This is a genomic window from Herbaspirillum sp. (genome assembly GCF_035644555.1).
Lineage (GTDB): Bacteria > Pseudomonadota > Gammaproteobacteria > Burkholderiales > Burkholderiaceae_D > Herbaspirillum.
Genome location: NZ_DASQOH010000003.1, coordinates 75,394 through 98,785, shown reverse-complemented (window position 1 = coordinate 98,785; position 23,392 = coordinate 75,394). Strand labels below are relative to the sequence as shown.

Here is a 23,392-nt window from a genome sequence, read left to right as displayed (position 1 = left end):
CAGCATGGCGCGCGCATCCAGGTCGGCGCGCCGGTAATGACGAACCAGAGTGTGCACTTCCTGGCCCAGCGGCGTGGTGGTGATGTCGGCGGGCGCGCCGCTGAGCAACCAGTTGATGTCGATGCCGAACTGCTCACGCATCCTTGATGGCCTTGATCGAGATGTTCTTGAGATAGGCATCTGCTTCGGACTGCTTGAGGACGGTGATGGTCATGATGATGTTCCCTTATATGAATCAATGAATCTGGATCGGCCAGGCTGTCTCATCGCGGCTGGGTTGGATGCGCGCGGGCGGGCGCGGCGCATGGCTTCGATCGGGCGGCCTGATCGGGTGCGACTGCCCGTCAGTACGCTGCAGCACACGGGCGGGCTGCCGTCGTAGGGCTCCGAACCGGCTCGATTCGACCTGGATGAAATCAGCAGGTGGCGACAAATGGCTGCCATAGTGATGGCGTGTGCCGGTCCTGATAAGGGGCTTTTGGCAAAAAGTCTGAAATTCAAAAAATTAACTAAATCCATTTATTTGGATTTCGATTTTCGTCTCAAATAATTTTTATGGCGTTATAGAAAAATTTTTGATCGACGGAAAAAGGCCGTGTGCAATCGCGATGAAACCCTTTGTGCTGAAGCCTCTTCTCGTTTTGATCGCTTGCTGAGAAGACGGGGAAAAAGGGGGTGTCGAAAATTGACCACAAACGAAATGGATTTTCAGGTGGTGATAAAACCTAAGTTTTTCGTACCGACCTTGAGATTCAGGAGCGTAGTGCGAAAGATGAATTTGTAGTCCATTTTCGGGACCATTGGGGAACTGTATGCCGGCGCAGGCAATGAAAAAGCCGGCGCCCGATCAACGGGGGCCGGCTTGTGCCGTGCGGTGGTGCTGGCCTGCGGATCAGGCCAGATCAGCGCCTATCTCATCAGAAGCCCAGCGTACGTCCATCCGGATTGCGCGGATCGGAGAAGCCGTCAAAGCCGTCTTCCCGGATCTGGATGGTCTGCGTGCGTCCCATGGAGGGTTGCACGCTGATCTTCTGGCCCTTGTCCTGCAGGATCTTCAAGGTATCGGCGGAAAGGCCCTTTTCCACGCGTAGCTGGTCTGGTGCCCACTGGTGGTGGATACGCGGCGTGATGGTGGCTTCGGCCACGTTCATGTCGTGGTCGATCACGTTGAGGATGGTCTGCATCGTGGTCGTGATGATGCGGCTGCCACCCGGGCTGCCGGTGACCAGGAAGGGCTTGCCGTCCTTGAGCACGAAGGTGGGCGACATCGACGACAGCGGTCGCTTGTACGGTCCCACTGCATTGGCGTCGCCACCGATCAGGCCGAAGGCATTGGGCACGCCCGGCTTGGCGGCGAAGTCATCCATCTCGTTGTTCAGGGTGATGCCGGTGCCGGTGGCGACGATGCCGCTGCCGAAGTTCAGGTTCAGGGTGTAGGTGGTCGCCACCAGGTTGCCGTCCTTGTCGGCCACCGAGAAGTGGGTGGTCTGATCGCTTTCATACGGCTGCGGCTGGCCCGGCTTGATCTCGCTGGACGGGGTGGCGCGGTCCGGGTTGATCTTCTTGGCCAGTTCGTCGGCGTAGGCGCGCGAAGTCAGACCCTTGACGGGGACCTTGGTGAAATCCGGATCGCCCAGGTATTCCGAACGGTCGGCGTAGGCCAGCTTCATGGCTTCGGCCATCAGGTGGATGGTCTGGGCGCTGTCGGCGCCGTATTGCTTGAGCGGATAACGTTCCAGGATGTTCATCATCTGGATGATATGCACCCCGCCCGAGCTTGGCGGCGGCATGGACATCACCTGGTAGCCACGATAGTTGCCCGACACCGGCACGCGTTCGACCACCTTGTAGTTGCGCAGGTCGTCGGCGCTGATGAGACCGCCGTGCTTGTCCATCTCGGCCACGATCTTCCTGGCGATGGCACCGTCATAGAAGGCCTTGGGACCTTCCTTGGCGATCAGGCGCAGGGACTTGGCCAGATCCTTCTGGACCAGCATTTCGCCTTCCTTGAGCGGACGGCCTTCCTTGAAGAAGATCGCCTTGGATGAATCCCACTGGCCCAGGTGCTCACGCTCGGCGGCCAGGATCAGCGCCAGGCTGCGGCTGACCGGGTAGCCCTTTTCGGCCAGTTCGACGGCCGGCTGGATGACCTGCGACAGCTTCATCGTGCCGTACTTGGCGAGTGCATGCGACAGGCCGGCCACGGTACCCGGTACGCCCACGGCCAGGTGGGTGTAGAGCGAGCGACCCGGCACCACATTGCCCTTGTCGTCCAGGTACATGTTGCGGGTGGCGCGCTGCGGTGCCATCTCGCGGAAGTCCAGGGCCACGTTCTTGCCGGTCTTGGCATCGTGGATCATCATGAAACCGCCACCGCCGATGTTGCCCGCATTGGGCAGTACCACCGCCAGCGCGAAACCGACGGCCACGCCCGCATCGACGGCGTTGCCGCCCTTCTTGAGGATGTCCACGCCGACCTTGGTGGCCAGTTCCTGTTCGGTGGCGACCATGCCGTGCTGGCTGTGGACGGGGCTGATGATGTCGTAGGTCAGGTCGTACTTGACCACGGGGGCCGCCGGTGGCGCCGTCTGGGCGCTGGCCGGCAGGAAGGCCAGCGCGCCGCACAAGGGCAGCAGGGCCATGGCGGCGGGTTTGCAAAGACCGGTGAATGTCTGCATGAGGGATGCTCCTGGTGATCTGGACTTGGGAATGTGCATATTATTTATAGGAATGCCGTCCGGATGCGATGCTGCCGCACAGTCTGGACGACACCGGAAGATTGTAGAGAATGGACCGCATCTGTCCAGAGCCAGCGGCCAGCGATGGATGGATTATTGATGGGGATTCGTCCATGGATGGACGGGATGTGGCGAACCGATGAGGTGGCCCGCCCGGAGGCAGCTCCCGTGCGCAGCAGGCGCTTGCGAAGTCGTTCGCCGGGTCAGGTGCTTTCGCGCAGCGCCAGCTCGAAGCCCAGGTCCAGGCGGCCCTTGAGGATGTCCTCACCCTTGAGCTGGCGCACCAGCATCTCGGCCGACTTGTAGCCGATGTCATAGCGCGGCGTCACCACCGTGGTGATGGACGGCGTGGCACAAGCCGCCCAGGAGAGGTCGTTGAAGCCGGCGATGGCCATCTGCCCCGGCACGCTGATGCCCTGGCGCTGACATTCGAAGAGCGCACCGAGCGCCAGGTCGTCGTTGCAGCAAAAGACCGAATCGCAGTCCGGATACTGCTCCAGCACCCGCCGCAGCAATTGCGCGCCCATGTTGACGGTGGTCGGTTCCGGCAGCAGCACCTCGATATCCGGCTGGATGCCGGCCTCGATCAGGCCTTTGCGGAAGCCTTCTCGGCGCTTCATCATGCGCGGGTCCAGCTGGGCCGCCAGGAAGGCCGGCCGACGATAGCCGCGCTGGACCAGATGACGTGCCACCGCCTGCCCGGCGCGGGTCTGCGAGAAACCCACCGACAGGTCGTGCTGGCTGCGTCCCAGGTCGAACATGCGTACGGCCGGGATGTCGCGGCTGCCGGGGCGGGCCTGCAGGATGTCGTGCTGTTCGCTGCTGGAGAGCAGGAAACCGGCCGGTGCATGGGCCAGGTAGGTGGCGATGAGTTGTTCTTCTTTGTCCCGCACGTAGCCGGTCTCGCCGATGAGGAACTGGTAACCGGCCCCGGCCAGGTAATCGCGGATGCCCGACAGGGTTTCGATGAAGACCGCATTGGTCAGCGAAGGCACCAGCACCGCGATCACCTGCGAACGCGCCGAAGCCAGTGTCGAGGCAGCCTGGTTGGGCACATAGCCGAGCCGATCGATGGCTTCCAGGATGCGCTGGCGCGACTGTTCCTGCACCAGGCCGGGATTTTTCAGCGCCCGCGAGACCGTCATCGGGCTCACCCCGGCCTCGGCCGCCACGTCGATGATGGTGACGCGCCCGGTAGCGCGGCTGCCGCGCACGGCGGGAGGGGACTTCGGCTTGGACTTGGGTGCTGCGCGCTGGGTCATGGATGCAGGGGAGGGCGGTCATTCAGGGTGGCGACATGATACCTGCTCGGGCCGTTGTCTTGGCTGGCTGATGCCCACGACGGGGCTGATTTTTTAGCGGCTTGCGCTTGATTGCGCCTGGTCTTCCGAGATTACCTGGATGAAGGCACGCAGGGGCGCGGACACGCGTCGGCCCGGAAAATACAGCCGTGGCCCTTCAAAGCTTTGCCACCAGTGCGGCAACACCGGGACCAGCGCACCACTGGCGAGATGCGGCTCAAGCCAGTTGGCGAAGGTGCAAATCAGTCCGTGTCCGGCGCAAGCCAGGTCAATCGCTGCCGGTGCCGCATCGACCCCGATCACCAGCCGGGCCGGCGGATCCACCGTGAGCGACTGCTCGCCGCGCTGGAAGTCCCAGGCGGTCAGCGCGCCGCTGGAAAAGCGCAGCCGTATGCAGGCATGGTCGACCAGTTCGCCAGGATGCGCCGGGGTCCCGTGCCGGGCGAGATAGCCGGGGGACGCCGCCAGCGCCAGCCGCTGGACACGCGGCCCGATGGGCAGCGCGACCATGTCCTGTGCCAGATGTTCGCCATAGCGGATGCCCGCCGCACAGCCTTCGGCAACCACATCGACCAGGCGGTCTTCCACGACGATTTCCATGCGCACGTGCGGATGCCTGTCCAGGAAGCGGTCCACCAGCGGCGGCAGGATGTCGACCATCACCGCGCCGGTGACATTGATCTTGAGCAGGCCGCGCACTTCATGCCGGGTGCTGGCGATGTCGCTGAGGGCGTGGCGCGCCTGCGTCCACAGCGGGGCAAGGCGCTGCACCAGTTCACGGCCCGCTTCGGTGGGGACCACGCTGCGTGTGGTCCGGGTGAGCAGGGGCACGCCGAGGCCGGCCTCCAGCCGCGCCACGGTATCGCTCACATTGGAGGGGGCCAGCCCCAGCCGGCGGGCGGCAGCGCGAAATCCGGCGGTCTCGCAGACCGCAAGAAAGACCGACAGGTCGTCGAAAGAGGGTTCGGTATTGTTCGCCATGCCGATCAGTCTATTCGCATTTTGCTGGATTGTCTGGGGGCATCGTGGCCTCTACGATGGTATGGATGCCTTGATGCCGCTCTTTTGGAGAGTGTGGAGGCATCACGGTCCTGGATTTCATTGATCGCATCAAAGATCGTTCGCTCACTGGATCTCCTTCTTTTTTGATTGTTCACCTCCCCACATCGAGCAAATCGCCATGACACAGCACACCGCAACGCCATCTGATCCGACGCCCCCAAGCCTGTCCGCCGGGAGCCCTTTTGCCAGCTGGAAAGGCGACCACGCAGGGATCCGCGTAACTGACTTCGAGCAAGCGGCGGCCTGGTACCGCGAGAAGCTGGACTTCCGCGTCAGCCCCGGTCTCCCGCTGGGAGAAAAGACCCTGGCCTTCCTGAGCCCGGCGCAGGACGACGGATTTCGCATCGAATTCATTGCCGGTCCGGGCTGCACGGTGAGTCGGCCTGCCTTCGAGCAACTGCTCGATACCCACGAAGTAGCCGGCTGGCACCACGTCTGCTTCCGCGTCAACGACCTCGCCGCTTCGGTGACGGCCTTGCGGGAACGTGGCGTACGCATCGTCAGCGAGCCCAGGGACGTGCCGCCGCTCGGACTGCGCTTCGCTTTCTTCTGCGATCCCTGGGGCAACCTGTTCGAATTGCTGGAGCCGCTGGCGGCGACGGAGCGGTAAAGCAGGCCGGCCACAGCAGGGCTCCTCCCTCTTGATCCCGTCGCTGTCCTGATTTCTGCCGCGCTGCAGCAAAAGAAAGGTTTGACCTGCTCAAAATGTTAGCGTTATCATCGCGCCCCATGTTAACGCTAACATCCGAACCTCCGGGCACACGGCGGCGGAGCTGGCGGCGGCATACCACACTCAGGAACGGAACTCAGTGCAGCCCTCGTGGGTTCCTCTATAAAACACTACGCAGATAGTGCAGATGTCCGTGCCTTCTCCAGGAGAGGCCGCAGGAGACGCTCGCCCTACCGCCAAGCGCGGGGCCGCGCCGCTGCGGTGAACCGGGGATCGTGCGCCATCGGCTATCGGCAATCGGAGATCCCATGCTGGGCATGAGCCACGACGCCACCTTGCTGTTCAATGCAGTCATTGCGATCCTCGCGCTGATCCTCATGATCACGCGCCTGCGCATCCACCCCTTCATCGCCCTGACCATCACTTCGGGCTTCCTCGGCCTGATCTCGGGCATGCCGCTGCCCAAGATCGTCAAGTCCTTCCAGGACGGCTTCGGCGGCGTGCTGGGTTTCGTCGGCATCGTGCTGGGCCTGGGTACCATGCTGGGCAAGCTGATGGCCGAGTCTGGCGGTGCTGACCAGATTTCCCAGACGCTGGTGCGCGCCTTCGGCCGCGAGCGCGTGCACTGGGCCATGATGATGGGCGCCTTCCTGGTCGGCATTCCGCTGTTCTTCGAGATCGGCTTCGTGCTGCTGATCCCGCTGGTGTTCATCGTGGCGCGCCGCTCGGGCGTGCCGCTGTTCAAGATCGGCATGCCCATGCTGGCCAGCCTGTCGGTGATGCACGGGCTGGTGCCGCCGCATCCGGGCCCGCTGCTGGCCATCGGCATCTTCGGCGCCGACATCGGCAAGACCATCTTCTACGGTCTGCTGGTGGGCCTGCCGACCGTCATCATCGCCGGCCCCATGTTCGGTTCCTTCATCTCGCGCTACGTCGACATCAAGCCTTCGGAAGAACTGATGGCACAACTGGCGCGCGAACCGCAGACCAGCAACCTGCCGGGCTTCACCACCACCCTGGTGACGGTGCTTTCGCCGGTGTTCCTGATGCTGCTGAAGACCTTCGTCGACGTCACCCTGCCTGAAGGCCACGCCGTGCGCGACCTGATGGATTTCATCGGCAACCCCATCGTGGCCCTGCTGGCGGCGCTGCTGCTGGCGATCTGGACCTTCGGCCTGGCCCGTGGCTTCACCCGCCAGCAGGTGCTGAAGTTCGTCGACCAGAGCCTGGCACCGACCGCGGCCATCGTGCTGATCATCGGTGCCGGTGGCGGCTTCAAGCAGATGCTGGTCAATTCCGGCGTGGGGACTGCCATCGGCCAGCTGGCCGTGCATGCACAGATTTCGCCGCTGCTGCTGGCCTGGTTCGTGGCCGGCGTGATCCGCGTGGCAACCGGTTCGGCCACGGTGGCCACCATCACCGGCGCCGGCATCGTGGCTCCGCTGGTGGCGCTGATCCCCGGTACCAACAAGGAACTGCTGGTACTGGCCACCGGCGCCGGTTCGCTGATCCTGTCGCACGTCAACGATGCCGGGTTCTGGCTGGTCAAGGAATACTTCAACATGAGCGTGGGTGAAACCTTCAAGACCTGGACGGTGATGGAAACACTGATCTCGGTTGTTGCTATCATCTTCATCATGTTGCTCAATCTCGTCGTTTGATCGTCGTTTGATCGTCATTCAATACCCATGATGCAACGCCCGGCTGGTCCGGGCGTCTTGCCATCTGTCAGATAAGGAATTTCCATGTCCACCTCCGCCCGCTACATGCTCGGTGTCGATATCGGCACCACCAGCACCAAATCCGTCGTCTTCACGCTCGATGGCAAGGTGGTCGCACAGCATGCGCAGGAATACCCGGTGATCTGTACCGAGCCGGGCATGGCGGAGCAGGACCCGCAACAGATCGTCGAGGCCGCGCTGGCCTCGATTGCCGGCGCCGTGAAGGTCGCTGCTGCAGCGCCGCAGGAGATCGCCCTGCTGTCCTTCAGCGCGGCCATGCACAGCGTCATTGCGCTGGATGCCGAGGACCGCCTGCTATCCAACAGCATCACCTGGGGTGACATCCGCGCCTCGGTCTGGGCCGAGCGCATCAAGCACGAACACGACGGCAACGCCATCTACCGCCGCACCGGCACGCCCATCCACCCGATGTCGCCGCTGTGCAAGCTGATGTGGATGCGCCATGAAAAGCCGGAAGTCTTCAGCAAGGCGGCGCGCTTTGTCGGCATCAAGGAATATCTGCTGTACCAGCTGTTCGGCCAGTGGGTGGTGGACCACTCCATCGCCTCGGCCACCGGCATGTTCAATCTGCGCGAGCTGGCCTGGGATCGCGGTGCGCTGGAACTGCTGGGCGTCAAGCCGGAACAACTGCCCACGCCGGTGCCGACCACCCACCGCCTGCCGCCGCTGTCGCCCGAGATGGCGCAACGCCTGGGGCTGTCGGTGGACACCCCCTTCATCATCGGCGCCAACGACGGCGTGCTCTCCAACCTTGGCGTGAACGCCATCGAGATCGGCCATGTAGCGGTGACCATCGGCACTTCCGGTGCGATGCGCACGGTGATCGATGAGCCCCTGACCGACCCACATGGCCGCTTGTTCTGCTATGCACTGACCGAGAAGCACTGGGTGGTCGGCGGCCCGGTCAACAACGGCGGCAACATCTTCCGCTGGGTGCGCGATGAACTGGCCACCGCCGAGGCAGCTGCGGCCCGGGATGAAGGCGTCGATCCCTATGAAGCCCTGACCCGCATCGCCGAGAAGGTGCGCCCGGGCGCCGAAGGGCTGCTGTTCCATCCCTTCATGGCCGGCGAGCGTGCACCGCTGTGGAATGCCGACCTGCGCGGCTCCTTCTTCGGCCTGGCCCTGCACCATGGCAAGCACCACATGATCCGCGCCGCGCTGGAAGGGGTGATCTTCAATCTCTACAGCATCCTGCCGGCCCTGGAAGAACTGGTCGGCCCCACCAAGCGCATGATGGCCACCGGCGGCTTTGCCCGCTCGGCCCTATGGCGCCAGATGATGGCCGACATCTTCAATCGCGAGGTGGTGGTGCCGGAGAGCGTGGAATCGTCCTGCCTGGGCGCGGCCGTGCTGGGCGCCTGGGCCTTGGGGCTGGTGCCGTCGCTGTCGGTGATTTCCGGCATGGTCGGGTCCACCAACCATCACGCGCCGCATGCCGACGCGGTGGCGGTCTATAGCCGCCTGCAACCCATCTTTGCGGCCATTCCGGCCAAGCTGGAAGCGGAGTACCACGCCATCGCCGCCTTCCAGCGCGAGACCGGAAAGGCGCACTGAACGCTGCTCCGGCGCAGGCCGGCCTGAGCAGTTTCGATCTGCCACCTCCCCAACAAGAAGAAAGAGACTACATGACCACCAAGACCACCTCCCTGCCGGCAGGCCTGCAGGGTTTTTCCCTGGAAGGCCGGCTGGCCCTGATCACCGGTTCCTCCGGCGGAATCGGCCTGGCACTGGCGCGCGGCATGGCGCAAGCGGGCGCGGCCATCGTGCTCAATGGACGCGATGCCACCAAGCTGGCCGGCGTGGCGGCGCAATTGCGTGCCGAAGGCCACGTCATCCATGAGTCCAGCTTCGACGCTACCTCCTCCGACGAGGTCAAGGCTGCCGTGCAGAAGATCGAGAGCGAGATCGGTGCCATCGACATCCTGGTCAACAACGCCGGCATCCAGCGTCGCAATCCGCTGGAGGAGTTCAAGGAATCGGACTGGCACGACCTCATCAACACCAACCTCAACAGCGTCTTCTACGCAGCCCAGGCAGTGGCGCGCCACATGATCCCGCGTGACGCCGGCAAGATCATCAACATCTGCTCGGTGCAGAGCGAACTGGGTCGTCCCGGCATCGCCCCCTATACCGCCACCAAAGGCGCGGTGAAGATGTTCACCAAGGGCATGGCGATCGACTGGGGCAAGTACGGCATCCAGGTCAATGGCCTGGGCCCGGGTTATTTCAAGACCGAGATGAACATGGCCCTGGTCAACGATGCCAAGTTCACCGACTGGCTGGTCGGCCGCACGCCCTCGCGGCGCTGGGGCGATGTCGAAGACCTGGTAGGCGCGGCCGTGTTCCTGGCCAGCGATGCCTCGCGTTTCGTGAACGGCCACATCCTCTACGTGGATGGCGGTGTCACCGCGACCCTGTAACCTATTGATGCCATCCAGGAGAAGATCATGCAACAAGGCCTCGTCATCCATGCGCCGCACGACCTGCGCATCCAGCAACTCGACAGCGGCGAACTGCAGCCGCAACAACTGAAGGTCAAGGTCAAGGCCGGCGGTATCTGCGGTTCCGACCTGCACTACTACCACCACGGCGGTTTCGGCGTGGTGCGCATCAAGGAACCGATGGTGCTGGGCCACGAAGTGTCGGGCCAGATCGCCGAAGTCGGCAGCGCCGTCACCGACATCGCGCCCGGTACCCGCATCGCCATCTCGCCCAGCCGCCCCTGCGGGCTGTGCAAATACTGCCAGGAAGGCAAGCAGAACCATTGCCTGGACATGCGTTTCTACGGCAGTGCAATGCGCACCCCGCACGTACAGGGCGCCTTCCGCCAGGAAATCGTCATCGAGCGTTCACAGGCCCATGTCGTGGCCGACCACGTCAGCGATGGCGAGGCCGCCATGGCCGAACCACTGTCGGTGGCATTGCATGCCGTGCGTCGCGCCGGTCCGCTGGTGGGCAAGCGCGTGCTGGTGACGGGCTGCGGCCCCATCGGTGCCCTGGTGGTGATTGCCGCCCGTCGCGCCGGCGCGCTGGAAGTGGTGGTCACCGATGTGGCGAAGATGCCGCTGGAAGCCGCACTGAAGGTGGGTGCCGATCGTGCCATCAACATGGCCGAGACACCGGAGGCGCTGAAGGCCTACGCCGCCGACAAGGGGACCTTCGACGTGCTCTTCGAAGCCAGTGGCAACGAGCGCGCGCTGGTGGGTGCGCTGGAGGCGCTGCGTCCGCAAGCCGTGATCGTGCAGGTGGGCCTGGGCGGGGACATCCAGTTCCCGGCCAACCTGCTGGTGGGCAAGGAGCTGGACTGGCGCGGTGCCTTCCGCTTCCATGAAGAGTTCGCCATGGCCGTCGAGCTGATGAACCGCCGCCTGGTGGACGTCAAGCCGTTGATCTCGGCCACCTATCCCATCGCCCAGGCGGTGGAGGCCTTCGAGATCGCCGGTGATCGTTCGAAGATGATGAAGGTGCAGATCAGCTTCGACTGATCTGCCCGGCGATGTCCCGCCGGCCTGTACTACGGACATCGCCCTCGTCGTTGAAGCCTGTACCGCCTTGCAGTCTGGTCCGCTCAACTGTGCCAGATTGACAATATCGTGTGCGCGCTATAAGTTTTGCTCCCAGGGGTGGGGCAGAGACATGTCCGTCCCGCGTAAACAAGCAGGACAACCTCTGGGGGGAGGACATGATGGCCAGACCTTATGCGCTGACGGTGGGACAGCGCCTGATCCTGTTGATCGTGCTGGCCATGCTGGGCCTGGCCGCCACCGCCGCGGTGAGCCTGCGCCAGATCGAGAACGTCTACCGCGCCGCCAACTACGCGCAGGTCAACACGGTACCCAGCGTGACGGCGCTGGATGATGCCCAGGGCGCCTTCAACGCCATCCAGGGCCGGGTCTACCACTACCTCGCCAACCAGGACGCCGACGATCGGCGTCGCCTGCGCCAGGAGATGGAAGTCTATCGCCAGCGCCTGGACAAGCAGATGAATCTCTATCGCGAGGCCTATCTCACCGATGAAGCCGACCAGGTCATGCTGGAAGATGACCGCCAGCGGCTCGCCACTTTCGAGGCCGTGGCGCAGCGTCTGCTGGCGCTGGCCGAGCAGGGCGCGGACGAGCAGGGCAAGGTTCTGGTGGGACTGGAGTTTCGCGGCGCCATCGAGGCTGTGCAGGCCGCCTTCGCCCGTCATCGCTCCTACAACATCGCCCTGGGCGAGGCGAGCGCGCTGTCGGCGCGCGAGATCATCGACCATGCGCTGCAGGCCGTACTGCAGATGGCCGCCGGGATCCTGCTGATCATGCTGGGCGCCGGCTGGATGGTCACCCGCACCATCACGCGCCAGCTCGGGGGCGAGCCGGGAGAGGTAGTGACGGTGATGCAGCGCCTCTCCGACGGCGACCTGGCGCAGCAGATCGCACTCAAGCCTCGTCACCGCCACAGCATGATGAATTCCATCAAGACCATGATCGAGCGGCTGTGCCAGGTGGTGGCCGAAGTGAGCGGCAGTGCCGAGGCCATGGTCAGCACCGCCGAGGAAGTCAGCGCCACCGCCCAGTCGCTGTCGCGCGCCTCGACCGAGCAGGCCACCGGCGTGGAGCAGGCCAGCATGGCGCTGGAACAGATCCATGGCTCCATTCTCAGCACTTCCGAGAATGCCCGCCAGACCGGACAGATCGCCGCCGCTGCCGCCGGTCAGGCGCTCCAGTGCGCCGACACGCTCAAGCAGATGGTGGAGGCCATCCAGCAGATCGCCGGCAAGATTGCGGTGATCGATGACATCGCCTACCAGACCAACCTGCTGGCCCTCAACGCCACCATCGAGGCCGCGCACGCCGGCGAGCACGGTACCGGCTTCGCGGTGGTGGCGGCCGAAGTCAGGCGCCTGGCCGAGCGTAGCCAGTCCGCCGCACAGGAAATCGACGAGGTCGCCCGGGCCAACGTCAGCCTGGCTTGTACCGCCGAGCGGCAGTTGCAGCACATGGTGCCCGACATCGCCCGCACCTCGGAGCTGGTGCAGGAAATTGTCCAGGCCTCGGAAAAGCAATCGGCGGCAGTCAGCCAGATCAGTGCCGCCGCCAGCCAGCTGGCGCAGGTCATCCAGCAGAACTCGCTGAGTTCCGAAGAACTGGCGGTGACCTCGGAAGAACTGAACCGGCGTGCCATCGTGCTGCAGACCACGATGAGTTTTTTCCGTTGCCGGTCGGGCGACGCACGGGTCCTGCCGGTGTCGGCAGCCAGGTGAGGGCTGCCTGTCGGCCTCGGCCATCATCAGCTGTCACCAGCCGTGATGGGCAGTGACAATGACAAAGGCCGCATCGTCTGCACGATGCGGCCTTTTGCTTCTTGGCGGGGCGAGGATCAGCGCAAGGCGTCCACGATCTGCTCCAGCTTGACGGCGTCGGCGGCGAACTGGCGGATGCCTTCGGCCAGCTTTTCGGTGGCCATGGCGTCGGCGTTGAGGGCCAGGCGGAAGGCTTTTTCATCCAGGGAGATACGCTCGATGTCGGCCGCGTCGGCGGCCTCCTTGCTCAGCTTGCGCTCCACCGGGGCATCGCTGTCGGCCAGCTTCTGCAGCAGGTCCGGGCTGATGGTGAGCAGGTCGCAGCCGGCCAGTTCGACGATCTGCGAGGTATTGCGGAAGCTCGCGCCCATCACCTCGGTGGCGTAGCCGAACTTGCGGTAGTAGTTGTAGACCGCCTTGACCGATTGCACGCCGGGATCGTCGCTGCCGGTGTATTCCTGGCCGGTGGACTTCTTGTACCAGTCGTAGATGCGGCCGACGAAGGGGGAGATCAGCTGCACGCGGGCTTCCGCGCAGGCGATGGCCTGCGGTAGCGAGAACAGCAGCGTCAGGTTGCAGCGGATGCCGTCCTTTTCCAGGATCTCGGCGGCGCGGATGCCTTCCCAGGTGGAGGCGATCTTGATGAGTACGCGCTCGCGGGCGATGCCGGCTTCTTCGTACAGGCGGATCAGCTCGCGGCCCTTGGCCACGGTGCCTTCGGTGTCGAAGGACAGGCGCGCGTCGGTCTCGGTGGAGACGCGGCCCGGGATCAGCTTGAGGATCTCCAGACCGAAGGCGATGAGCAGGCGGTCGATGATGGCATCGGTGCTCTTGCCGGCATGGGCCTTGACCACCGACTCCAGCAGCGGCTTGTACTCGGCCTTTTGCACTGCCTTGAGGATCAGCGAGGGGTTGGTGGTGGCATCCTGCGGCGCGAAGGCCTTCATGGCCTGGAAGTCGCCGGTATCGGCCACGATGGTGGTGTACTGCTTCAACTGTTCAAGCTGGCTCATGGAAAGTCCTGTTGCTAGGGTGAAGAATAAGGATAGGCATTGTACGCAATGGCCGTTTCCTGTCTGTCGGTGAATGTCGCTAAATCATTGATCCTTGATCTGCCGCGGCCTTCAGCGCATTCGTACGCTCAGCGGAAGAAGGAGTCGAATTGCATGTCGAATTTCTGCAGCGACTTCTGCGCGTTCTGCATCTTCTTGCGGAATTCCGGGCCGCGTCGCAGCGCCAGTCCGACCGCCAGGATGTCGATCACCACCAGGTGCGCCAGTCGCGCCGAGATCGGGGTATAGGGGTCGATGTTGAAGGACAGGTCGATCGGCACCAGTACCGTGGCCAGTTCGGCCAGTGGCGTGCCGGAGGGGCCGAGCACGATGATGTCGGCACCGCCCTTGCGCGCCAGCTGGATCGAGCGCAGCAGGGCGGCATTGCCGCCACGCTGCGAGATCGCCACCACGCAGTCGCCGGCCTTGAGCAGCGAGGCGGCGATGCTGTGGATGTGCGGGTCGGAATAGGCCACCGTGGGCACGCCCGAGCGGAAGAACTTGTGCTGCGCGTCGTTGGCCACGATACCGGAGGTCCCCTGGCCGTAGAACTCGATCTTGTTGGCCCGTGCCAGCACGTCCAGCGCCAGCTGGATGGCATCCGGGTTGAGATGGTTGCGCAGGTCCAGCAGGGTATTGATGGAACGGCTGCAGATCTTGTTGACCAGATCGGCGGCCAGGTCGTCCTGGGCCAGCGTTTCATCCGCGCCCGGCAGGGCCAGCGCCAGGCTCTGGGCCAGCTTGAGCTTGAAGTCATGCCAGCCTTCGTAACCGATGGCGCGGCAGAAACGGATCACGGTCGGTTCCGACACTTCCGCATTCTTGGCCAGCGCCGTCAGGTTCTCGGCCAGGGCCAGTTGCGGGTTGGCCAGGATGGTCGCGGCCACCTTCTTCTCCGACTTGGAGAGGGAGTTGATGTGGGTGCGGATGGAGTCGAGCAGCATGGACATGACGGTGACCTGGTGACGCTAGCGGGCGCTGGTCAGACCTCGGGCAGGGCTTCTTCGCGCCACTGCAGTCCGTCGCGACCGATCAGGGCGCTTGCCGCAGCAGGTCCCCAGGTGCCGGCGTTGTAGGGGACCGGGTCGGCCTCCTGCTGGTCCCAGTAATCGATGATGGGCTCCACCCATTCCCAGGCGGCCTCCAGTTCGTCGCTGCGCATGAACAGTGTCAGATGACCGCGCAGCACGTCCAGCAGCAGGCGTTCGTAGGCGTCCATGCGCGGGGTCTTGAACTTCTCGCGGAAGTCCAGCTCCAGCTCCACCGGACGCAGGCGCATGCCATCGCCAGGCTGCTTGGCCATCAGGTTCATGTGCAGGCCTTCGTCAGGCTGCAGGCGGATCACCAGGCAGTTCGGGGTGTCGTTCTGGTGCGCGAAGATGGAATGCGGCACGCTCTTGAAACGCACCACGATCTCGGCCAGGGAGTCGGCCATGCGCTTGCCGGTACGCAGGTAGAACGGCACGCCGGCCCAGCGCCAGGTGTCGATCTCGGCCTTGACTGCGACATAGGTCTCGGTGCGCGAGTCGGGGTTGGCATCAGCTTCCTTGCGGTAGCCCGGCACGGCCACGCCATCGACATGGCCGGCGCGGTACTGGCCGCGCACCACGTTCATGGCCAGCGTGGTGGGGGTAAAGCGCTTGAGCGAGCGCAGCACCTTGAGCTTTTCGTCGCGCACGGCGTCGGCCGAGTTAGACACCGGCGGTTCCATGGCGACGATACAGAGCAGTTGCAGCAGGTGGTTCTGCAGCATGTCGCGCAGGGCGCCGGAGGTGTCGTAGTAGTCGAAGCGGCCGCCCACGCCGAGTTCTTCGGCGATGGTGATCTGCACGTCGGAAATCCATTCGCGCCGCCACAGGGGTTCGAACAGTACGTTGCCGAAGCGCAGCGCCAGCAGGTTCTGCACCGCTTCCTTGCCGAGGTAGTGGTCGATACGGAAGATCTGCGATTCCTGGAAGAAGCGGCCGACCTGGGCGTTGATGTCGCGCGCACTGGCGAGGTCGCGGCCCAGCGGCTTTTCCAGCACCACGCGGGAGGTCGGCGTCACCAGGCCGGCCTTGGACAGGTTTTCGCAGATCGAGGCGAACAGGCTGGGCGGCGTCGCCAGGTAGAACACTCGCGCCAGGCCGGCGATGTCGCGCAGGGCTTCCTTCAGGTGGCTGAAGCTGTCGGCTTCCTTGGCATTGACCGAGGCGTACTGCAGCCGGCCGGTGAAGCGTTCCCAGACCGAGGCGTCCATGTTGGAAGCCGGAACGTGGGGCTTGGAATCCTTCTCGACCAGCTTGAGGAAGTCTTCGCGCGACTTGTCGTCACGGCCCAGGCAGATGATGCGCGCATCGGCCGGCAGGTCGCGGGCGCGGTCGCGGGCATACAGTGCGGGCAGCAGCTTGCGCATCGAGAGGTCGCCGGTGCCGCCGAATAGAACCAGATCGAAATCAGAAGTAGCCATGGTGTGTGTCGTCTCTTTGTACGTGAAGTAGCGGATGGAGCGCTACGTGTTTAGTGGCCCTGCCGGCGAGCCTGGACAGCTTGGCGGGCCAGTGCGATCAGGGCGCTGGTGGAGGCGTCGTGGCGCGCGGCCTGCAAAGCGTCCTCGGCCTGCAGCTCGCCCAGGATGGTCTTGGCCAGCACCTTGCCCAGTTCCACGCCCCACTGGTCGAAGCTGTTGATGCCCCAGATCGCGCCCTGCACGAAGGTCTTGTGCTCGTACAGCGCAATCATCGCACCCAGGGCATGCGGGCTCAGTTCCGGCAGCAGCAGGGTATTGCTGGGGCGGTTGCCCTCGAAGGTTTTGTGCGGGATCAGCGCCGCGAGTTCCGCTTCGGGCAGACCTTGTGCCTGCAGATCGGCGCGCACCTCGTCGGCGTCCTTGCCGCGCATGAAGGCTTCGGACTGCGCGAAGCAGTTGGCCAGCAGTGCTTCCTGGTGCCCGGTAATGCCGTGCGAGGGTTTGAGGACGGCGATGAAATCGATGGGCGTGATGTCGGTACCCTGGTGCAGCAGCTGGAAATAGGCGTGCTGGCCGTTGGTGCCGACGTCGCCCCAGATGGCCGGACAGGTCAGGGTCGTGACCGGCGTGCCGTCACGGGTGATGCGCTTGCCGTTGCTCTCCATGTCCAGTTGCTGCAGGTAGGACGGGAAGAAGCGCAACCATTGGTGATAGGGAGCGATGCTCAGCGAGGCGCTGCCGAGGAAGTTGCGGTTCCAGATGCCCACCAGCGCCTGGATCACCGGCATGTTCGATTCCAGCGGGGCCTCGCGGAAATGGCGGTCCATCTCGTGGGCGCCCGCCAGGAAGGCGGCGAAGTTGTCGTAGCCAACCAGCAGCGCCACCGGCAGGCCGATGGCCGACCAGACCGAATAACGGCCACCCACCCAGTCCCAGAAGGGGAACATGTTCTCGGTATCGATGCCGAAGGCGGCCACCTCGGCCGCATTGGTGGAGACGGCCACGAAGTGCCGGGCCAGGTCGTCGGACTTGCCGTGCTGCAAGAACCAGGCGCGCGCCGAACGGGCGTTGAGCATGGTTTCCTGGGTGGTGAAGGTCTTGGAGGCGACGATGAAGAGCGTGGTCTCAGGATCGACGCGGGAGAGCACCTCTTCCAGGTCGTGGCCATCGACATTGGACACGAAGTGGGTGCGCAGGCGTGCGTGCGCGTAGGCGCGCAGGGCGGTACACACCATCTGCGGGCCCAGGAAGGAGCCGCCGATGCCGATATTGACGATGTCGGTGATCTCGCGCCCGGTATAGCCGCGCCAGGTGCCACTGCGTACCTGCTCACTGAAGGTGCGGATGTGCTTGAGGACCGCATGAACCTCCGGCGCCACCGGTTGTCCGTCCACTATGGCCGTGGTCGCATCTTCCGGTGCGCGCAGTGCGGTGTGCAGGACGGCGCGATGTTCGGTAAAGTTGATCTTCTCGCCATTGAACATGGCATCGCGCAGCGCTTCCACGCCGCGCTCGCGGGCCAGGCTCATCAGCAGCGCGAGGGTGTCGGTATCGATGCGGTTCTTGGAGTAGTCCAGCAGGAGCCCGGCGGCGCGCACATGCATGCGCTCGAAACGGTCGGGCTGGCGGGCGAACAGATCGCGCATGTGCCACTGGACAGCCGTGGCGTGGTGTTCTTGCAATGCCTTGAAGGCGGCCGTGTCGGTCAGGGCGGGTGTATGCATGAGTCGGAGATGGGTTGGCTGTCGTGGCCTGTCATGTCTGGCTGCGGCATCCATCCCTGCGATCCATGCGCCATGTCGTCATGCGCATTGCAGGAAAAGAGCCGGGCAGGCCGTGTTCATGTTCTTGGGACAATGCGGATGACTATACATCAAATGTCGCCGAAGTGGTAGTTTCACTACAGTTTATGACGGCCCGGTTACATTGCCTGTCGGCATCCATGTCGGCAACCGGGAAGCGAAGACTGATAAGGCTTTTGAAGCGGATTGATGTTCCCCAATGAAAAGATGCCCGGTTTGTCCATGCTGCAGTGCTCTAAGTGTATGATTTCATTCGCGCAAATTTATGTAGTAAAATTACAGTGTTAACGCTAACAGGAAACCGACAATGCCTCTCAACGCTACCTTAGCCAGCGTCACCCAACGCATCGCCGAACGTAGCCGTCCTTACCGGACCGCTTATCTCGAACGCCTGGAAGCGGCCCGCCGCAAGGGCGCGCAGCGCGGCGCACTGGCCTGCACCAACCTGGCCCACGGCTTCGCCGCCTTCCCTGCCAATGACAAGCTGAAGCTGAAGGAGGACAAGGCTCCCTCACTGGCGATTGTCTCGGCCTACAACGACATGCTCTCGGCGCACCAGCCCTTCGAGCGTTTCCCCCAGATCATCAAGGACGCCGCCCGTGAAGCCGGCGCTGTGGCGCAGTTCGCCGGCGGCACCCCTGCCATGTGTGACGGCGTCACGCAAGGCCAGACCGGCATGGAGATGTCGCTGTTCTCGCGCGACACCATCGCCATGGCCACCGCCATCGCGCTGTCCCACAACATGTTCGACGCCGCGCTGTATCTGGGCGTGTGCGACAAGATCGTGCCGGGCCTGCTGATCGGCGCGCTACACTTCGGTCACCTGCCGGCCGTGTTCGTACCGGCCGGTCCCATGACCAGCGGCATGAGCAACAGCGACAAGGTCAAGATCCGCCAGCTCTACACGGCCGGCAAGATCGGCCGCGCCGAACTGCTGGAAGCGGAGTCCAAGTCCTACCACGGCGCCGGTACCTGCACCTTCTACGGCACCGCCAACAGCAACCAGATGCTGATGGAAGCGATGGGCCTGCACCTGCCGGGCGCCGCCTTCATCACTCCCAACACCCCGCTGCGCGACGCGCTGACCGCCGCGGCCGCCAAGCAGGCCGCGAAGATTACCGACCTCGGCACCCAATACACCCCGGTGGGACGCATGATCGACGAGAAGGCCATCGTCAACGCCATCGTCGCACTGCACGCCACCGGCGGCTCCACCAATCACACGCTGCACCTGGTGGCCATCGCCAAGGCGGCCGGCATCGTGATCGACTGGGACGACTTCGACAAGCTCTCGGCCGTGGTCCCTCTGATCACCAAGATCTACCCCAACGGCACCGCCGACGTAAACCACTTCCATGCTGCCGGCGGTACCGGCTTCGTGCTGCGCGAACTGATTGATGCCGGCCTCATGCATGATGACGTCACCACCATCCTCGGCCAGGGCTTGCGCCAGCACTGCAAGGAGCCGATGCTGGCCGCCGAGGGCGAGAACGGTCGCCCCGGCATCGTCACCTGGCACGATGCCCCGGCCCAGAGCGGTGACGCTGGCGTGCTCGGTACCGTTGCCCAGCCCTTCGCTCCGGATGGCGGCCTCAAGCTGCTGCAGGGCAACCTGGGTCGCGCCGTCATCAAGATTTCCGCCGTCAAGCCCGAGCATCGCATGGTGGAAGCCCCGGCCGTCGTGTTCCATTCGCAGGAAGCCTTCATGGCCTCCTTCAAGGCCGGCCAGCTGGACCGTGACTTCGTGGCCGTGATCACATTCCAGGGACCGCGCGCCAACGGCATGCCCGAACTGCACGCGCTGACCCCGGCGCTGGGCATCCTGCAGGACAAGGGCCGCCACGTCGCCCTGGTCACCGATGGCCGCATGTCCGGCGCATCGGGTAAAGTACCGGCCGCGATCCATGTCACGCCCGAGGTGCTGGGCGGTGGTCCGCTGGGCCGGGTGCGCGACGGCGACATCATCCGCCTGGATGCCGAGGCCGGCACCCTGGAAGCCAAGGTCGATGCCGCCGAGTGGGAAGCACGCAGCCTCGACACCAGCGACCTCTCCGGCAACCAGCACGGCATGGGCCGCGAATTGTTCAGCCTGTTCCGCAACGCGGTGGGAACCGCAGAAGAGGGCGGTGCCACCTTCGGCCTGCCGCCGATTTTTGAGAAAGAGAAAGCCACGGTATGAAGACCACACTGGAAATCATGCGCGCCTCGCCGGTCATCCCGGTGATCGCCATCGACAAGTTCGAACACGCCGTGCCGCTGGCACGCGCTTTGGTGGCAGGCGGCATCCGCGTGCTGGAAATCACGCTGCGTACCGAACACGGCCTGCCGGCCATCCGCGCCATCGCCGAGTCGGTGCCGGAGGCCATCGTCGGCGTCGGCACCTTGACTGCGCCGGAAGAATTCGCCGCCTCGCGTGATGCAGGCGCCGTCTTCGGCGTCTCGCCCGGGCTGACCCCGGCGCTGATCGAAGCCGCCAAGCGCAGTGGCCTGCCGCTGCTGCCGGGCGTGATGACCCCGTCCGAAGTGATGGCCGCGCGCGAGGCGGGCTTCCGTCAGCTGAAGCTGTTCCCGGCCGTGCCGGCGGGCGGCATCGGCATGCTCAACGGCATCGCCGGTCCCTTGTCGGATGTCTCCTTCTGCCCCACCGGCGGCATCACGCAAGAGACTGCACCGCAGTTCCTGGCCTGCAAGAACGTGGTCTGCGTGGGCGGCTCCTGGCTGACCCCCAAGGCCGCCATCGAAGCGGGTGACTGGGACAAGATCACCGAAATCGCCAAGGCGGCCAGCGCGTTGAAGAAGGTCTGACTTTTCCACAGGCTGGCAAAACGAAGGGCGGTACCGAGGTCGAATCGGTACCGCCCTTTTTCGTGAGCCGGAGAAGATTACTTCTTGCCGACCAGTACGGGTTCAGAAGGCGCCTGTGCCTGCTGCTTGAGCCTGTAGGCCAGCACCAGCAGGATGATGCCCAGCACGATCATCGGCACCGACAGCATCTGTCCGGCCGAGATGGTGATGCTGCCGAAGTGGACTTCGTAATCCGGCACGCGGAAATATTCCGTGAAGAAGCGCGCGCAACCGTACAGCAGCGAGAACATGCCGGCCACCGCCATGCGCGGGCGGGAATGGCGCGCAAAGATCCACAGGATGATGAACAGCAGGATGCCATCGACCAGCATCTGGTAGATCGGCGAGGGGTGGCGCGGGATGTTGTCCACATTGGGCCAGATCATGGCCCAGGGCAGCGAGGGGTCGGCCGGGCGGCCCGGCAGTTCGGCGTTGATGAAATTGCCCAGTCGGCCGGCGGCATAGCCCAGCGGCACCATGGGAGCGATGAAATCCATGATGTCCATCAGGTTGCGACCACGCTTGCGCCCCCACAGGTACATGGCCAGCATCACCCCCAGGAAGCCGCCGTGGAAGGACATGCCGCCCTTCCAGACCGCAATCATGTCGGCCGGATTCGCAAAATAGTAGGCTGGGTTGTAGAAGAGGATTTCACCCAGTCGCCCGCCGAGTACCACCCCGAGCACGCCGTAGAAGAGCATGTCGTCCAGGTCTTCCTTTTTCCAGCCGACGGCGGCGATGTGCGGCTGTTTGATGCGCAGGCGTCCCAGCGCGATGAATTGGGCGAAGGCCAGCAGGTACATCAGGCCATACCAGTGGACGGCCAGCGGCCCGATGTGGATGGCAATCGGGTCGGGCATGGGGTGGACGAGCATGAGTTTGATCTTTCTGTTGTTGGGCGGAACCGCAATTGGAGCGCGACGGACGATGCAAGTTCGCTGATGCTCTTCCCGTCGGACGGGAAATGGCGCGCTTCAATGCGATCAGGTTGGCGCGTCCAGCAATTCCACCAGGGCCCGCAGGACGCTGGATGGATTGTCGCGGCGCCAGGCCAGACCGGTCTGGATCTCCGGCGCCGGATCGGAGAGCCGGCGGTAGTCGACACCCGGGCGTTTCAGGTTCGACACGGATTGTGGCACAAGCGCCATTCCCATGCCAGCCGAGACCAGGCCGACAATGGTCTGCATCTGGATGGCTTCCTGGCCGATGTGCGGGGTCACCCCGGCATCGCGAAAGCACGACAGGATGGTGTCATGGAAGGCCGGAGAGATGCGGCGCGGAAAGATGATCAGCGGCAGCTCGCGCAAGCTCTTCAGCGACACCGGGCCGCGCTTCCTGACGGCGCCCTCGGGGATCGCCGCGATCAGCGGTTCGGACAGCACAGGCCGCACATCCAGCAGCGCCGCGGCTTTCTCCGGCAGCGGCGGCAGCAGCAGGCCGGCGTCGATCTTGCCCTGCATCAGGTCTTCCAGCTGGATGTCGGTGGTGGCTTCGCGCAGTTCGATCTGCACCTGCGGATAGCGGGCGCGAAAACGCTGCAGCAGCGGTGGCAGGATGCTGTAGTCGGCGCTGGAAATGAAGGACAGCGACAGCAGCCCGGAGGCCCCGCTGGCGGCGCGTCGCGCCAGGTCCGGCAAAGCGGCCGCCTGCTGCAGGATGCGCTGGACTTCCGGCAGCAGGGCTTCCCCCGCCGGCGTCAGCGCCACGCTGCGCTTGGTGCGTTGGAACAGCGGCGTACCCAGTTGCTCTTCCAGCGCCGCGATGGTTTGCGACAAGGGCGGCTGGGTCATGTGCAGACGGGCGGCGGCGCGCCCGAAATGCTTTTCCTCGGCCACGGCGGCGAAGTAGCGCAGCTGGCGCAGTTCCAGGCGGGGATGGTCGGACATGGACTGATATCGGTTCCGAATGAGTCGGGCGTTCATGATATCCCTGGCCATGGGGAGCGGCAAGCCAGCGATACAGGCCGATATTTCCGTCATGGAATTTGATCTATGACAGATATACGCCAGGGCAGATAGAGGCTGCGTGCCGAAGCCGGTTAGAATAGCCCCGCCTGCGAAGCGCCTGGAGAGTGCCGCAGCAGGCGTCACCGTCGTTCACCGCTTGCTGAGGAGCTCCCATGAAATACCTGTTGTTGATTGCCACCCTGGTGGCCGGATCGGCCATTTCGGCCGAAGCGCTGGCCAATGCGCAACTGGCCAAGTCCAAGAATTGCATGGCCTGCCACTCGGTGGATGCCAAGATCGTCGGTCCCGCCTTCAAGGACGTGGCCAAGAAATACGCCGGCCAGAAGGATGCCGAAGCCAAGCTGACCCAGAAGGTCCTCAACGGTGGTAGCGGCAACTGGGGTGCGGTGGCGATGCCGGCCAACAAGGGCCAGGTGAGCGAAGCCGAGGCGCGTGAGCTGGTGAAGTGGGTGTTGAGCCTGAAGTAAATCTGCTTGCATGC

The 23,392-nt window shown here is 64.1% G+C and carries 18 protein-coding genes; 9 read left to right on the top strand and 9 right to left on the bottom strand.

From position 1 onward, the window contains the following. Positions 1-917 precede the first annotated feature (917 nt). The 3 genes from ggt to VE092_RS00700 form a co-directional block, all read right to left on the bottom strand. Positions 918-2,678, bottom strand: coding sequence for a gamma-glutamyltransferase (gene ggt, locus VE092_RS00710; protein ID WP_324872812.1), 1,761 nt, complete (start codon positions 2,676-2,678; stop codon positions 918-920). Positions 2,679-2,941: 263 nt separating this feature from the next. Then, positions 2,942-4,000: a LacI family DNA-binding transcriptional regulator gene (locus VE092_RS00705; protein ID WP_324872810.1), complete on the bottom strand. Its 1,059-nt coding sequence runs from the start codon at positions 3,998-4,000 to the stop codon at positions 2,942-2,944. Positions 4,001-4,093: 93 nt separating this feature from the next. After that, positions 4,094-5,020 carry a LysR family transcriptional regulator gene (locus VE092_RS00700; RefSeq protein WP_324872809.1) on the bottom strand — a complete coding sequence of 309 codons (927 nt, stop codon included), beginning with the start codon at positions 5,018-5,020 and terminating at the stop codon, positions 4,094-4,096. Between the two features lie 199 nt (positions 5,021-5,219). Between VE092_RS00700 and VE092_RS00695 the strand changes: the two genes are divergently transcribed. The 6 genes from VE092_RS00695 to VE092_RS00670 all read left to right on the top strand — a co-directional run bounded on the left by VE092_RS00695 (position 5,220) and on the right by VE092_RS00670 (position 12,758). Then, a complete protein-coding gene (locus VE092_RS00695; protein ID WP_324872807.1) occupies positions 5,220-5,711 on the top strand; it encodes a VOC family protein in 492 nt (163 codons plus the stop codon). Between the two features lie 368 nt (positions 5,712-6,079). Next, positions 6,080-7,432, top strand: a complete 1,353-nt coding sequence (locus tag VE092_RS00690) for a GntP family permease (protein WP_006463834.1) — start codon at positions 6,080-6,082, stop codon at positions 7,430-7,432. An 84-nt stretch (positions 7,433-7,516) separates the two neighbouring features. Then, positions 7,517-9,070, top strand: a complete 1,554-nt coding sequence (gene gntK, locus VE092_RS00685) for a gluconokinase (RefSeq protein WP_324872804.1) — start codon at positions 7,517-7,519, stop codon at positions 9,068-9,070. Between the two features lie 71 nt (positions 9,071-9,141). Further along, positions 9,142-9,936 carry an SDR family NAD(P)-dependent oxidoreductase gene (locus tag VE092_RS00680; RefSeq protein WP_324872802.1) on the top strand — a complete coding sequence of 265 codons (795 nt, stop codon included), beginning with the start codon at positions 9,142-9,144 and terminating at the stop codon, positions 9,934-9,936. A gap of 27 nt (positions 9,937-9,963) precedes the next feature. Further along, positions 9,964-11,001 carry an L-idonate 5-dehydrogenase gene (locus VE092_RS00675; protein ID WP_182994022.1) on the top strand — a complete coding sequence of 346 codons (1,038 nt, stop codon included), beginning with the start codon at positions 9,964-9,966 and terminating at the stop codon, positions 10,999-11,001. Positions 11,002-11,198: 197 nt separating this feature from the next. After that, positions 11,199-12,758: a methyl-accepting chemotaxis protein gene (locus tag VE092_RS00670; protein ID WP_324872799.1), complete on the top strand. Its 1,560-nt coding sequence runs from the start codon at positions 11,199-11,201 to the stop codon at positions 12,756-12,758. Between the two features lie 116 nt (positions 12,759-12,874). Here the strand turns inward: VE092_RS00670 and tal are convergent, their stop codons facing one another. The 4 genes from tal to pgi all read right to left on the bottom strand — a co-directional run bounded on the left by tal (position 12,875) and on the right by pgi (position 18,022). Further along, a complete protein-coding gene (gene tal, locus VE092_RS00665; RefSeq protein ID WP_006463829.1) occupies positions 12,875-13,810 on the bottom strand; it encodes a transaldolase in 936 nt (311 codons plus the stop codon). Positions 13,811-13,938: 128 nt separating this feature from the next. Next, positions 13,939-14,793 (bottom strand): SIS domain-containing protein, encoded by an 855-nt coding sequence (locus tag VE092_RS00660; RefSeq protein ID WP_034310514.1) that lies wholly within the window; start codon positions 14,791-14,793, stop codon positions 13,939-13,941. A 38-nt stretch (positions 14,794-14,831) separates the two neighbouring features. Further along, positions 14,832-16,298: a glucose-6-phosphate dehydrogenase gene (zwf, locus tag VE092_RS00655; protein WP_324872796.1), complete on the bottom strand. Its 1,467-nt coding sequence runs from the start codon at positions 16,296-16,298 to the stop codon at positions 14,832-14,834. A 50-nt stretch (positions 16,299-16,348) separates the two neighbouring features. Beyond that, positions 16,349-18,022, bottom strand: coding sequence for a glucose-6-phosphate isomerase (gene pgi / locus VE092_RS00650; RefSeq protein ID WP_324872794.1), 1,674 nt, complete (start codon positions 18,020-18,022; stop codon positions 16,349-16,351). A 385-nt stretch (positions 18,023-18,407) separates the two neighbouring features. Between pgi and edd the strand changes: the two genes are divergently transcribed. Then, positions 18,408-20,279 carry a phosphogluconate dehydratase gene (gene edd, locus VE092_RS00645; RefSeq protein WP_324872792.1) on the top strand — a complete coding sequence of 624 codons (1,872 nt, stop codon included), beginning with the start codon at positions 18,408-18,410 and terminating at the stop codon, positions 20,277-20,279. Continuing rightward, complete coding sequence (locus VE092_RS00640; protein WP_324872790.1) at positions 20,276-20,905, top strand: bifunctional 4-hydroxy-2-oxoglutarate aldolase/2-dehydro-3-deoxy-phosphogluconate aldolase; 630 nt, start codon at positions 20,276-20,278, stop codon at positions 20,903-20,905. The genes edd and VE092_RS00640 overlap by 4 nt, the downstream gene beginning before the upstream one ends. 77 nt (positions 20,906-20,982) lie before the next feature. On the opposite strand, the gene lgt is transcribed toward VE092_RS00640, so the two are convergent. Together lgt and VE092_RS00630 are read right to left on the bottom strand one after the other, a co-directional pair. Continuing rightward, a complete protein-coding gene (lgt, locus tag VE092_RS00635; protein ID WP_324872788.1) occupies positions 20,983-21,819 on the bottom strand; it encodes a prolipoprotein diacylglyceryl transferase in 837 nt (278 codons plus the stop codon). A 108-nt stretch (positions 21,820-21,927) separates the two neighbouring features. After that, complete coding sequence (locus tag VE092_RS00630; protein WP_324872786.1) at positions 21,928-22,830, bottom strand: LysR family transcriptional regulator; 903 nt, start codon at positions 22,828-22,830, stop codon at positions 21,928-21,930. Positions 22,831-23,063: 233 nt separating this feature from the next. Here VE092_RS00630 and VE092_RS00625 point away from each other — a divergent pair, with 233 nt between their 5' ends. After that, the gene (locus VE092_RS00625) at positions 23,064-23,378 is read left to right on the top strand and encodes a c-type cytochrome (protein WP_324872784.1); all 315 of its coding nucleotides are present in this window, start codon (positions 23,064-23,066) and stop codon (positions 23,376-23,378) included. Positions 23,379-23,392 lie beyond the last annotated feature (14 nt).

Bases quoted from the DNA above. Each gene is read 5' to 3' on its own strand.
- ggt (WP_324872812.1), bottom strand. From the start codon at position 2,678: ATGCAGACATTCACCGGTCTTTGCAAACCCGCCGCCATGGCCCTGCTG.
- tal (WP_006463829.1), bottom strand. From the start codon at position 13,810: ATGAGCCAGCTTGAACAGTTGAAGCAGTACACCACCATCGTGGCCGAT.
- VE092_RS00630 (WP_324872786.1), bottom strand. From the start codon at position 22,830: ATGTCCGACCATCCCCGCCTGGAACTGCGCCAGCTGCGCTACTTCGCC.
- VE092_RS00670 (WP_324872799.1), top strand. From the start codon at position 11,199: ATGATGGCCAGACCTTATGCGCTGACGGTGGGACAGCGCCTGATCCTG.
- zwf (WP_324872796.1), bottom strand. From the start codon at position 16,298: ATGGCTACTTCTGATTTCGATCTGGTTCTATTCGGCGGCACCGGCGAC.
- gntK (WP_324872804.1), top strand. From the start codon at position 7,517: ATGTCCACCTCCGCCCGCTACATGCTCGGTGTCGATATCGGCACCACC.
- edd (WP_324872792.1), top strand. From the start codon at position 18,408: ATGCCTCTCAACGCTACCTTAGCCAGCGTCACCCAACGCATCGCCGAA.
- VE092_RS00690 (WP_006463834.1), top strand. From the start codon at position 6,080: ATGCTGGGCATGAGCCACGACGCCACCTTGCTGTTCAATGCAGTCATT.
- VE092_RS00695 (WP_324872807.1), top strand. From the start codon at position 5,220: ATGACACAGCACACCGCAACGCCATCTGATCCGACGCCCCCAAGCCTG.
- VE092_RS00660 (WP_034310514.1), bottom strand. From the start codon at position 14,793: ATGCTGCTCGACTCCATCCGCACCCACATCAACTCCCTCTCCAAGTCG.
- pgi (WP_324872794.1), bottom strand. From the start codon at position 18,022: ATGCATACACCCGCCCTGACCGACACGGCCGCCTTCAAGGCATTGCAA.
- VE092_RS00640 (WP_324872790.1), top strand. From the start codon at position 20,276: ATGAAGACCACACTGGAAATCATGCGCGCCTCGCCGGTCATCCCGGTG.
- VE092_RS00705 (WP_324872810.1), bottom strand. From the start codon at position 4,000: ATGACCCAGCGCGCAGCACCCAAGTCCAAGCCGAAGTCCCCTCCCGCC.
- lgt (WP_324872788.1), bottom strand. From the start codon at position 21,819: ATGCTCGTCCACCCCATGCCCGACCCGATTGCCATCCACATCGGGCCG.
- VE092_RS00625 (WP_324872784.1), top strand. From the start codon at position 23,064: ATGAAATACCTGTTGTTGATTGCCACCCTGGTGGCCGGATCGGCCATT.
- VE092_RS00700 (WP_324872809.1), bottom strand. From the start codon at position 5,020: ATGGCGAACAATACCGAACCCTCTTTCGACGACCTGTCGGTCTTTCTT.
- VE092_RS00675 (WP_182994022.1), top strand. From the start codon at position 9,964: ATGCAACAAGGCCTCGTCATCCATGCGCCGCACGACCTGCGCATCCAG.
- VE092_RS00680 (WP_324872802.1), top strand. From the start codon at position 9,142: ATGACCACCAAGACCACCTCCCTGCCGGCAGGCCTGCAGGGTTTTTCC.